Origin of the sequence: Bacteroides ihuae (assembly GCF_900104585.1) — a bacterium.
Classification (GTDB): Bacteria; Bacteroidota; Bacteroidia; order Bacteroidales; family Bacteroidaceae; genus Bacteroides; species Bacteroides ihuae.
This window is the reverse complement of record NZ_FNVX01000004.1, coordinates 796,775-808,829: the sequence shown is the minus strand read 5'-3', so window position 1 is coordinate 808,829 and position 12,055 is coordinate 796,775. Positions and strand designations below refer to the sequence as shown.

General features: G+C 39.1%; 12 protein-coding genes. 3 read left to right on the top strand and 9 right to left on the bottom strand.

Annotation, left to right across the window (positions count from 1 at the left end):
* Positions 1-15: 15 nt before the first annotated feature.
* The 9 genes from BQ5338_RS04120 to BQ5338_RS04080 all read right to left on the bottom strand — a co-directional run bounded on the left by BQ5338_RS04120 (position 16) and on the right by BQ5338_RS04080 (position 7,716).
* Positions 16-396, bottom strand: a complete 381-nt coding sequence (locus BQ5338_RS04120) for a PH domain-containing protein (protein WP_071145521.1) — start codon at positions 394-396, stop codon at positions 16-18.
* Positions 397-550: 154 nt separating this feature from the next.
* Positions 551-841, bottom strand: a complete 291-nt coding sequence (locus tag BQ5338_RS04115) for a hypothetical protein (RefSeq protein WP_071145520.1) — start codon at positions 839-841, stop codon at positions 551-553.
* 31 nt (positions 842-872) lie between these two features.
* Entirely contained in the window at positions 873-1,442 is a 570-nt protein-coding gene (locus BQ5338_RS04110; protein WP_071145519.1) for a plasmid pRiA4b ORF-3 family protein, read from the bottom strand.
* Between the two features lie 441 nt (positions 1,443-1,883).
* Positions 1,884-3,662: an AIPR family protein gene (locus BQ5338_RS04105; RefSeq protein WP_071145518.1), complete on the bottom strand. Its 1,779-nt coding sequence runs from the start codon at positions 3,660-3,662 to the stop codon at positions 1,884-1,886.
* 165 nt (positions 3,663-3,827) lie between these two features.
* Positions 3,828-4,583 (bottom strand): hypothetical protein, encoded by a 756-nt coding sequence (locus BQ5338_RS04100; RefSeq protein ID WP_071145517.1) that lies wholly within the window; start codon positions 4,581-4,583, stop codon positions 3,828-3,830.
* Complete coding sequence (locus tag BQ5338_RS04095) at positions 4,580-4,939, bottom strand: hypothetical protein (RefSeq protein ID WP_071145516.1); 360 nt, start codon at positions 4,937-4,939, stop codon at positions 4,580-4,582. Before BQ5338_RS04095 ends, BQ5338_RS04100 begins: the two co-directional genes overlap by 4 nt.
* Positions 4,940-5,120: 181 nt before the next feature.
* A complete protein-coding gene (locus tag BQ5338_RS04090; RefSeq protein WP_071145515.1) occupies positions 5,121-5,378 on the bottom strand; it encodes a group II intron maturase-specific domain-containing protein in 258 nt (85 codons plus the stop codon).
* Between the two features lie 275 nt (positions 5,379-5,653).
* The gene (locus BQ5338_RS04085; RefSeq protein ID WP_071145514.1) at positions 5,654-7,078 is read right to left on the bottom strand and encodes an ATP-binding protein; all 1,425 of its coding nucleotides are present in this window, start codon (positions 7,076-7,078) and stop codon (positions 5,654-5,656) included.
* A gap of 23 nt (positions 7,079-7,101) precedes the next feature.
* The gene (locus BQ5338_RS04080) at positions 7,102-7,716 is read right to left on the bottom strand and encodes an HU family DNA-binding protein (protein WP_071145513.1); all 615 of its coding nucleotides are present in this window, start codon (positions 7,714-7,716) and stop codon (positions 7,102-7,104) included.
* 376 nt (positions 7,717-8,092) lie between these two features.
* Between BQ5338_RS04080 and BQ5338_RS04075 the strand changes: the two genes are divergently transcribed.
* From BQ5338_RS04075 to BQ5338_RS04065, 3 genes are all read left to right on the top strand, one after another.
* Complete coding sequence (locus BQ5338_RS04075) at positions 8,093-10,882, top strand: TonB-dependent receptor (RefSeq protein ID WP_071145512.1); 2,790 nt, start codon at positions 8,093-8,095, stop codon at positions 10,880-10,882.
* A gap of 44 nt (positions 10,883-10,926) precedes the next feature.
* Positions 10,927-11,685: a gamma-glutamyl-gamma-aminobutyrate hydrolase family protein gene (locus tag BQ5338_RS04070; protein WP_071145511.1), complete on the top strand. Its 759-nt coding sequence runs from the start codon at positions 10,927-10,929 to the stop codon at positions 11,683-11,685.
* A gap of 78 nt (positions 11,686-11,763) precedes the next feature.
* Positions 11,764-12,033 carry a GNAT family N-acetyltransferase gene (locus BQ5338_RS04065; protein WP_071145510.1) on the top strand — a complete coding sequence of 90 codons (270 nt, stop codon included), beginning with the start codon at positions 11,764-11,766 and terminating at the stop codon, positions 12,031-12,033.
* Positions 12,034-12,055 lie beyond the last annotated feature (22 nt).

Genomic DNA, 12,055 nt, shown 5'->3' with positions numbered 1-12,055 from the left:
TTCATATTTTCTGATTTATTTCAGTACATGTGTTGCCAAAACATTTTGAACATCATAAACATTTACTGACTTGTTGAATTGCTTCTTTATGCTTGGCATTTGTTCGCTCGAAATCCATATTTTTAATTCTGCATCTAAGTCAAAAGTTCCTGCAGTTTCGACGCTGAATCTTGATATACTTCTATAAGTGATAGATTTATATTCAATTTTATTCCCAGTAAGACCTTGTTTGTCAATGAGAATTAGTCTTTTTGTCGTGAAAATAAATAGGTCTCTAACCAATTTGAAACCAAGTTCAATTTCTTCTCCGTCAATTAGAAGTTTTCCATAATCTTTCTTTAATTCTTCTTGGCCAACAGCTCCTGCGTTACCAATTAATGCTGAAAATAGTCCCATGATTTTTGTTTTTAAGCTCCTACTCGTAAGGTTTTTCTGAATTCACCACGTTTGATCAATGGTTTCTGTACTCCATTTTTATTTTTTTTCTGTCGATAACTATAAATCTGCGAGGAATTGTCCGCAAAGCAAAAGTCCGAAAGTTAGCAAATTCTCATGTTTCAAAATCGTCAAGTTGAGCTACGAAAGCGGATATTTTCTTAAATATTTTATACCAAGTTTCCCCTGAGCTTTTGACTAATGGAAGTTCAGAACTTCCTATGTAATAAGCCACATAAAGTTCCGGATCATTACTATTTGTTTTTTCCCAATTGTTCAATAGCTGTATTTGCCCTACGGTATCTTTTTTAGAGAACAGCTCTTCAAATTGCTTCATGAAGTTTTGCCCGTATGATATGTTCGGTAAGATTATCAGAGCTAGCAGAGAGATCATTGTTTTTTTCATAAACTAGAGGGATATATAACTAACATCTTAATCAAATCTGCTTTAAGTCAGCATTTACTTCGTCTATATTAAAACTACCAGCATCCCAAACTTCATCTTCCTCTAAATTGAGCCACTCCCTGTATTCATCAGCCTCTTCGCTTTTCGGCATTGTTTGGAAAACTTCTTTCATTCCTTCATATCCATATACGCCGCCACAGTCTTCTGGAGGACACGCTCCTTTACCTGAAAGGCAAACAGCACTCTTCTGCTTGTCATCAGTGATAGTTACGAGTGTTATTTCATGCACCCAGCTATCACCAAAATCATATACATAGAGGAGTTTGGGACTGTTGCTGCTAAAGACTTTGGATAGCTTGACTTTTGATGCATCCTTTGTCTTGACTCCGAAATCAAAGTCATCTTCTGTTGGAATAGAAATGCGTATGCTGCTTTGATACTCTTTATCTTCAAATTCGAATAGATGATAATTTCCCCAACCAAAAGCCTCTTGTATCACCTCGTGAAATTGAAGGAACGTGAAGTCTGCCGGGACTGCTATTTTTCTCCATACAGGAGGTTTGGTTATCCCTTTAATCTGAATTTTGAACTGAAATACCATAATATCATTCTTTGTCCCAAAGATACAAGATTGATTTAAATAGACAATATATCGAAATTGTTTTTTTTGAATAGTAAAGCTTTATCCAATTACAACCTATGCACTCTGCTCAAACTCTACGTATTCATACCTGCGGAAATCGTCGTCTCCGCTTTTCCTTATCGCTCACTACCAATATCCTTAGATATTCGCAGCATAAGGTGGTTTGGCAACTACTCCTGAAAGTCGTCGCCGAGAGGTCTGCTCTCATCTGTAATAAAGCACCAACAGTCGGATAAAACAACTGTTGTTCAAGACACGCACGGCCGAGGCTATGGGCATTTGTCCGTCAACCGACGGAGGGAGCGTTCACTGTCGCCCAAGCGACAGGGTGAATGCGGGAGCAAAACCTGCAAAATGCACGTCAGCCAGCCAATGTGCATAGACGTGTGTTAGCGGTTGTTATTTGAAGTATTTCATCAAATCTTTTTCAAAATCAAGACTTCTATACCATTTACCAACATTGAATGTAGAACGTGGTAAATTTGTTTCTTTGTCAATATAGACCTTGTTGTACCTTTTAGATTGGCTACTTGTTTCTTCGACAAATTTATTCCATTCAGTTTTAAAATCTTCAAATTTTGAGTCAATTGCTTCTTTATATGATTCAATATTGTCTGGTTTGTAAATCTTTGTCATTAAATAAATTTGCCCGTAGATATTGCGATCCTTACGATTAATATTTGGATTCCCTTCTTGAATTTTTTGAAAGCATAAGAACGAAAAATAGAAATCATCAAGTTTCTTATTGTCGCTATGAATATCACCACTCAAATCATGTTCTTGAAATAATTTTCTCTCGGCAGCCTTATTAATCTTGCCTTCAGACGCAAACAAAATTCTAAAAAAGAGATTGCGTTCTAAAATTGTATTTGGACTCAAATAACCTTGGCTTATACCATCTGCAAATTCACCGCGCTTTCTTTCATAAAGAATACCATAATTATTAAAAATGATTTTCTGTAACTTTACATGATAAATTTCATTTGAATATCTATCTGCCGTAATTACAGCAGTCTGTTGGTTCGTTGCAGTAGATACATCATCAATGAGCTGTAATTTCTTTTGGGTTTTTGACTCTGTACTATCACCGTTCTCTAGCAATGTTATAACCTTTAGCAAGACTTCTTTACCACTAAATATTTGCTCGTAGTCTTTATTGATATTTTCTTCTAAAATTTTGCTCAAAGTAAAAGCAGTTTGTCCCCCATTAATTATTTGTGGATTTTTCACAACGAGTTGGGCTCTGTTTTTCTGACCAACCTTTTCATTAATATCAGTATCATCTGAAAGCATTGTTATACCATTGTTAAACAACGCAAATTCATTCGTAGTTTCATGCATGATTGTTTCTCGAATGGCATTGTTGACAATTTGACCCTCAAACTCTAAATAACTCCTTGGATTATATTTCAAAATAGAGTTTTTATACTTACTGAGTATTCTAGCTATTTCTAAAGTTGGAACAAACAACACTGTAATTTCACAATCTCCATTTTTGGTTTGAACTTTATAGCTTATTTTACTCCCAGCATTTTTATTGCTAAGATCAATGTTGATATTTAAATCTGTTGCATTAAAATAAGTTCCAGTTATTACTGGGAAAACAAGTTTGTCATAACACTTTTTATGGTCAATTATATCCATTGGATAACCTCCAGTTAAATACCTCATTTTACTTGGTGTTAAATCTATTGTCAAGTTAGCAAGAAGAACAACATGGTATTTATATCTTGCTATATCTTCAACTTGCGAAATCTCCCGTTGTAGTTGTTTTATTTTACCATTATACTCATTGCCTTGTTCGTCTTGATCTTCACCTTCCAAAATCCGATTTATATCCATTACCAAAATTTCTTCAAGTTCAATTTCTTTTGTTTCAAAGTTCTCTCTTGTAGTTCTGAATTTTGATTGAATGAAGAAAATGGTTTTGGATTCGGAATGAATATAATAACCATCAATGCCACCATCGTATGAACCATCGGTAATAAAATGTTCTCGTTCTTCAAAACTTGTCAGTCCAAAACTGACCTTGAAGTATAAATGAATAAATGCTCTCGCTCTTGCCTGATTTATCTTCTCGTTATCAGTTTCATTTTTTGCATATTTCTTACTGTAATTAGACCATCCTTCTTTTCGTATTTGGTCTAAAATTTTAATGAGAAAATTGTACTTAATCATGTCTTTATTTTTTTTATAATAACCGCTAACGACCAAGGTTATGGGCATTTGGCGGTTTGCGGGAGCATTCGCTGTCGTGGAACGACAAGGTGAATACGGGAGCAAAACCGCCGGAATGCACGTCAGCCAGCCAATGCACTTAGGCGCGTGTTATGGGCTGGGTTTTTACTTCATACTATCATTCTCAACTTTTATGTATCTAATAAACATTTTGCCACCGACAGACCATTCGTTATTTTTAGTGTCAAATTTTAGTTTATTTCCATAAACAGGAAGTAACATTAACGCAGAGTCAAGTTTGGTAGAAGATATGTCATAAGAAATAAAGTTATAACCATTTTTCCGCACATTAGAAGTTTTGATTTTAATATCATACTTTTCACAAGCATTTTTATATGCGTTTAGTGAATTTTTGAGATTGAAAATTTCAGTTCTGAGATTGTTAACTTCATCTTGGCATTTTTTGTATTCAACCTTTGAAACCGCATTGGGGTCAAAACTGTAGTTTCTTCCACCACTTGCATTTTTGATAACAATATATTTATGATTAAATTTCGACTGACTATAATCATAATAAATTTTATAGTATCGAAGAGAGTCATTAAGATTATTTATTCTATTTTGTTTGTTGATTATATCATTATATAACGAATCAATTGTATTACTCATTTCATTCGCATATTTGACTAAATCTCCGGAAGACACAATATTTGTACTATTTGCGGTAGAATTTGTACTTTCAATAATAGATTTGCTAATCGAATCATTCTTATTTAAATTTTCAATAATTAAATCTCTATTTTTAATTTCTTCTTTTAAACTGTCAATATTATTGTAAGTAAATAAAAATGCTATTGACATACAAATTAATACTGTCAGAACAAGTACGCCTATAATATTTGATATTTTTTCCTTATTCATCGCTCCTGATTTTTTTGTCTTTTTATAAATTTATCAATATTTTCCTTTAGCTCATCAAGTTCTTCTTTAGTTGCATAGTTTGGATTACTAAATTTATACAAGTTCAATTCTTCTTTCAACTTGTCACGTTCCTCCTTCATTTGTTCACGTTCTTTCTGAAACTCACCTAAACTTTTAATATTGCTCTCTGTGTTTTTCAAGTCTGAAATATATTGTCCAGTTAGATATCCACCTGAAAAAATTGCAACTGCCATAGAAACATAGCCACCGAATTTCTTTATAGTGTCCCACACTGAAGATTTGTTTTCCTCAGTGAAATTATTCTTTTTATTTGTTCCTATCGAGTTTTTAGCCATTTATATAATTGTCAAGTTCTTTTTTTTAACCTTGCCCATAATCGAGTCACGCCATGGACTTTCACCATTGCGTTCTCACGGAACCGTGCTTGAAAGTCTCTCTTCACACGGCTCTTCATGTTAATAAATCACGTAAAAATAACTGCTTTTATTGACATAACAAGCAATTAAACTATTTATTTTATGGATGTACCAATGCCCAGTGTGCAAATAGATTTGTGTTCTGTTTGTATTTCGTGTGCAGGTACTTGCCTGCTGCTTTATTTGCGAGTCCTTTTTCCCATTTTATCCATTTCAGTAGTTTTCCGTTAAGTTGCAACCATACCAAGGTCATGTCACTTTTCCTAAATTTGTGGTAGTAGTTGATAATACCGTTTAATATAGGATTGATTTCGCGAGCAATATGTTCCAATGTAGTACGCCATTTGTGCAGGTTCAATTACCTGAGCTTTTGAACAATGGAAGTTTTGGACTTCATACTGACATAAATGCCAGGAACGGCTATTATCTTGCCTGCATAATTATATGCTTCGGATCTTATGGTAAATCCCAAAAAAATCAAATCTGTACGGCAATGTACCACAATATCATCGGCATCCAAACCAAAGTCGGCTTTGTGGCATGCTGCGATATTCTATTTCGTCTTTGATTATTTCGCTCGGGTGAATGGGGAAATAAGGCGTGTATTTGTTTGCAGTTGTTTTCATAATGTTTTTATTTAATAGCTACCAACCGATACATTTGTTTAGGGTGGTTTGGCACATCCGGATACTTCAACTCTATAATTCCATCTTCTAATAAGGGCTTGATATAATTTTCGCGTACATATCTTATATCTTTTAGATCCAGGGAATTCATGATATCGATAGAACTACATTCTTTCTGTTTATTAAACAAATCTAAAAACTCGGAAACTTTATTCTTATCTCCTAATATTGCTAAAAGAACTGGTGGGTTACTGGTGGGGTACTGGTGGGTTACTGGTGGGTTACTGGTGGGTACTTGGGGGGTACTTGCAATTGCTTCGCTTCTTATTATAGTTACCATGATGCCACCCATCGTTGCTTCAAAGATCGGTGTTTTCAATCCTTCTTGTGTAAATCCTTCTATGATTTTGGAAATGCCACGGCCCCAAGCTTCAATAAATCCTGCTTTGAAGAATATATCGGCAATATTTTTGTTATAAGGTCTTGAGGGGTGCTTGCCTAGTAGGGTACCAATGGTGAAGCCTTCGGGTAAACGCCCTTCGTTCCATAATATTAGTTTGTCGTTATACACACTTAGCTGTATGGGGGCACCTGTATAATCTTTATGAATGATGCTATTGAATATTGCTTCACGTAAAGATTCTTCGGGGATTTCGAGAGATTCAATCCGCTGAAGTCCTTCGTAATGTATCGGGCTGATAAGGTACTTGGACTTTAGGATATCCATCACTTTATCGGCCATTTGCAGAATGTTTCCTTCAACGATATCTTGAAACATCAAATCGTCATCGCTTTTGCCAAATCGACCAATCTTAAATTGAACAAGAGGGAAGAAGCGAGAAGGACGTTTGGCGAAGAGCAATAACGTCGCATTCTTTAGCTTTCCTTCTTCGGTGACTAAGTCAAGATTCTGAAATACGGTTTGCAAATCATCATCGGCAATATTGTTGGCTACTCGTTTGGCTGAGGCTGCTTTCTTGAAAAAGTAGGCAACAGCGTCTTTGTCTATGTCATCAAAAGTAGCCCATTCACAAGGTAAATCATCCCAAGTTCGGCCCAGGCGTTTCAATAGAAAATGCTGTAAGGCACTTCCGTTTAATTCTTGTTTGGTACTGCCGCTACGATAATGATATATTCCACGATAGGATATAGGTACGCTAGATGGTGAAACATTGATTTCAATATAGTCGTTGTCCTCCTCATTGAGTAAGTTGACATCTGCTACGATACCTAGATAGTTAACTATTTTGTTTGGTATATCTTCCATTAGCTTTTTGGCATCCGGCACACCTACTACATGGCAGTCATCATCTATCCCAATATAGATTTTACCACCGGAAGCATTGGCAAAGCCACAAATCCATTTCAGATATTCATCCCTCCAACTTTGCTTATACTCTATATTCTGGCTTTCTTGCGTAATTTGATTCATCTTTCTTCTGTACTATTTTGTTCTTATTCTCCTTCTTCCACTTTCACCGCCTTCATAAACACTGTTTGGTTGCCTCTGCCACGTGTACAAAGTACGCCTTTTTCTACAAATATCTTGAGCTCTTGCAATGCTTTGTTCTTAAGTAATCCGGTAAGTTTGGTATATTCCGGGCGGGTGATAAATGCTTGTTCGTCGAGATATTTTTCCAAGAGTTCTTTGCGTTTCTCATCACTCATCTTGGATGATTTGCGGAAGCCATATTGCGTACGCTCTAGTGTTCCGTATAGATTCTGGCGGAACTTCTTTGAGGCACGGAAGTTCACATTGTCGAAATAGATGGAGGTGGAACGGATCTCTTTCTTATTGGATACTCCACGTCCTTTGATGCTTGGAGAGAAATAACCGATGTCGCCCAGCTCTACGGTGTAACCGTCTTTGAGATATTCTGCCATGACATCGCTTATTTCTGTGATAGCACTTTTCACGTCTCCGGGTGTCAGGGAGGAAGCTCCTGTTATCCGTTCAATAAGTTTCTCGGTACTGATGGTACCGCTTGATACGATACGTGGGTAAAGTAATTGTTTCTCGTCGTCTCCTTTTGGGTTAGGCTTCTCTATGAGATCGTACATTGCTGACATAGTCTGTGTGCTTTTTATTGTTGGTTCATACGTTATCTATCTGCTTTTAACGGAACGTCTAAGCGTTGATTCTAGAAGATCTTGGTGGTCACGCAGCTGTGTGACTATCGTCCCGCAATTGTGTGACCATGATCACACGGCTGCGTGACCATGGTACTGCAGTTGCGTGACCATCTACTTTTCACTATAAAGGTACTTATTTTGTTTGAATAAAGCAACTAATACTCCTATAAAGTCGGCATAGCTTATGTATGCGCTCTTTCTATTCTCTACCACAAACGTGTGATGAAAATACCATATTTAGTGGATTTTATACTTCGTTCACGTAACCTATCTTTGCAATGTTGAAAATTATAAAAATAAAAGGTATTTAGTTATGAAAAGAACGTTAGGGAAAAAGATTGCAGGATTATTTATTCTACTGCTTGTGGCCGGAACGGCTTTTGCACAGCAGAATAAGCTGTCTGGTACGGTGAGTGATGATAATGATGCCGCATTGCCGGGAGCAACCGTGCAAGTGGTTGGTACGAGCGTAGGCACGATTACTGATGCCGATGGGCATTATTCACTGCGGCTGAATAAAGGAAATTATACGCTGAAAGTAAGTTATATTGGGTATAAAGAGTTGCAAAAGAAGATTAATGTGGATGGATCGAGCGACGTGCTACAAAACTTTGTGCTCTATGCAGGTGAGGAGCTAGACGAGGTGGTGGTAGTGGGATCGAGGGCGCATCCTCGTTCTCGCCTTGAGTCATTGGCGCCGATTGATGTGATTGACCGAAAGATCTTTAAAGAGGCTGCTCAGGTTAATCTGAATCAGTTGCTGAACTATGTGGTGCCTTCATTTAACTCGAACACGCAGGTGATCAGTGACGGAACGGATCATATCGATCCGGCTTCCTTGCGAGGATTGGGCCCTGATCAGGTGTTGGTGCTGATTAATGGTAAGCGCCGACATACTACATCGCTGATCAATATTAACGGGACTTTTGGTAAAGGTGCTGTTGGCACGGATTTGAACGCCATTCCTGTGGCGTCCATCAAGCGTATTGAAATCATGCGTGATGGTGCTTCGGCACAGTATGGCTCGGATGCCATTGCGGGGGTGATTAACATTATTCTCGAAGATAATACGGCTGAGGGTAGGGTGGACTTTACTTCAGGAGGGTATCTTTCGAAAAACTCGGAAGGTACGCTAGATGGTGAAACGGTGCAAGCTAATGCTAATCTGGGCTTTAAGTTGGGCAAACAGGGTGGTTTCATCAACCTGAGTGGCTCGTATGATTTTCGGGATCCGACCAACCGCCAGAAGGAGTTTACAGGCACTATCTTTAAAGATTATAACTTCCCTGATCGCTATGCAAACCCTACGGGGGCGGATGTGACGGATGTGGAACTGGCTCGTTTGGGTAAAACCAGAGCGGACTATGTCTCTCGTATCGGTCAGTCGAAAAACAGGGGTGGGGCGCTCTTCTTTAACTCTAGCTTGCCGCTAACGGAGCATGCGGAACTCTATTCTTTCGGAGGATTGAACTTTCGAAAGGGTGAATCGGCTGCTTTCCGTCGCCAGCCTGCACAGCTGAATCAAAACAGCGAGTATCTTTATCCTGACGGTTTCCTACCGTTAATTAATACCGACAATATAGATCAATCTCTATCAGCGGGTATCCGTGGCAAAAAGGGAGAATGGGACATTGACTTTTCAAATACTTACGGAAGAAACAGCATTGATTTTGTTACTTCCAACACGCTGAATGCTTCTTTGCTGGACGCATCTCCCACACGTTTTGAAGATGGTGGATATCGTTTTACGCAAAACACCACCAATCTGGATATTCATCGTCGTTTCGATCTGCTTTCAGGTCTTGACCTTTCGTTTGGTGGCGAACATCGTTACGAGAATTACCAGATTATAGCGGGTGATGAGAACTCTTATCGTGACTATGGACGGGCAGTGAAGGTCGGTACGGATGCGAATGGAGATGATATTCTTGTTTCTGATATCAATGGAGATATCCAGACTTTGCAGTCGGCCGATGGTAAGAACTATGCAGGTGGTGCGCAGGCATTTCCCGGATTCCGTCCCGAAAACGCGATTAATGTATCTCGTTCTTCGGTAGCTGCTTATGTGGATGCGGAAGTGAATCTGACTCCTAAACTCTTGGCAGCCGGTGCGGTGCGCTTTGAGAACTATTCCGATTTTGGCTCTACGCTGAACTGGAAACTGGCGCTTCGCTATAAGTTGAATGATAAATGGGCATTGCGTGCAGCAGCTAGTACGGGCTTTCGTGCACCGTCACTTCATCAACGTTATTTCAGCGCTACTTCAAGCTTGTTTACTGACGGGGTGATCATTTCATCGGGAACTTTCCGCAACGATAGTCGCTTGGCTAATTTATTGGGCATTCCCGATCTGAAGGAAGAAAAGTCATATAACTACAGTGCGGGCTTTACCGGACGTTTTGGCGATTTCAACCTTACAGTGGATGGTTATTTTATTCGCATAGACAATCGGGTTATTTATACCGGACAGTTTAAGGGTAGTAATGCGGCCGATGCTTCGGATCAGGACAAAGAGATTTATAACATTTTGAATCAGGCCGGAGCTTCCACTGCTCGTTTCTTTGCCAATGCCATTAATACTGAAACGAAAGGGGTTGACGTGGTACTTTCTTATAATAAAAAGGTAGGTCCGGGGCTGTTTCGTGCTGACTTGTCGGGTAGCTTAGTCAAAACATCGATTGTGGGTGGCGTGCATTCATCTGAATTGCTCGCAGGCAAAGAATCTTCTTATCTGGATGATGCCAGTCGCATCTATATAGAGTCCGCAGTGCCTCGTGTAAAAGGGAGTTTGTCACTTAGTTACTCTCCTTACAAATGGAATTTCTTGTTGCGCAATGTCTATTTTGGTGAAGTAGATGCTGCTACCAATACGGTGGCCGATCAGGAGACGTACGGTGCGAAGGTGGTGACTGATGCGGTAGTGGGGTATAACTTTACCAGAAGTTTCAAGCTTTCGGTAGGTGCCAACAATCTTTTTGATATTTATCCCGATAAGGCTACCGGAAGCAATGTGGGCGCAGGATATTTCGTTTATTCTCGTACCGGACAACAATTTGGCTTTAACGGGCGCTATGTATTTGGAAGAATTTCACTAACATTGTAACCGAAAAGAATGTATTGTTACTCTCTCTCTAAATTTAAGTAAGGATGAAAAAAATAATTTTATTAGTGAGCTTGGTGTTCGTCAGTTTGGCGAATGTCCTTGCTCAGGATAATCGCTTGATTGGTATTGCAGATACGTATTATAATGGTGAAACGAGTGCGCCGCGCGCCTATATTGATGCCGTGTTACGGGCCGGAAACATTCCGGTATTAATTCCTTTTATGGAAGATGAAGCCCGTTTGAAGAAACTGATTGGGACACTGGATGCGGTTATCTTACCCGGAGGTGAAGATGTGGATCCGGCACGCTATCACGAAAAGCCTTCTCCAAAGCTTGGGGCAGTGAACCTCCCTCGTGACTCGTTTGACATGGCTATCATCAAGCTGACTGTGACGCAACATATTCCTCTTGTGGGTATTTGTCGCGGTATGCAGGCCATTAATGTTTACTTTGGTGGAACGCTCTATCAAGACTTACCGTCAGAATATGATGTGAAGAATGTTGCGCATCGGCAATCGCTGCCAAAGGCTATTGGCACACATACCATTTATGTAACTCCAAAATCGTACCTTGCCCGCATCAGTGGACAGGATTCTTTGCAGGTAAACAGCTTTCATCATCAGGCGGTGAAGGATGTAGCTCCCGGATTCAAAGTTACGGCTCGGGCTACTGATGGCGTGATAGAAGCTTTTGAATCGGAGAAATATGGGGTGATTGCCGTGCAATTTCATCCCGAAGGTTTGGTGATGGGCAACGATTCTGCCATGGTACAATTCTTTCGTTCTATTCCGGTAAAGCACTGAGCACTCTTTCAACTTTCCACTAGGTTTATTTGTTTCTTATATTGAAACGAATAAATGTTTCCCTAAAATTTGTATGGTATGGATTACGAAATAGTACATCTTCCAAAAAGGAATCGATTTGAGGTGGAGCAAGATGAATTGAAAGCTTATGTAGAATATAAATTTGTGGATGGAGCGTTGGATATTCTTCATACCATTGTGCCCAAACCACTTGAAGGTAAAGGTATTGCCGGAGCTTTGGTAAAAACAGCATACGACTATGCGCATTCTAAGGGACTTAAAGCCCAAGCGACATGTTCGTATGCTGTTGTATGGTTGCAGCGACATCCGGAATATGCCGCTGACTAAAAGACTTCTTACATCTTAATAT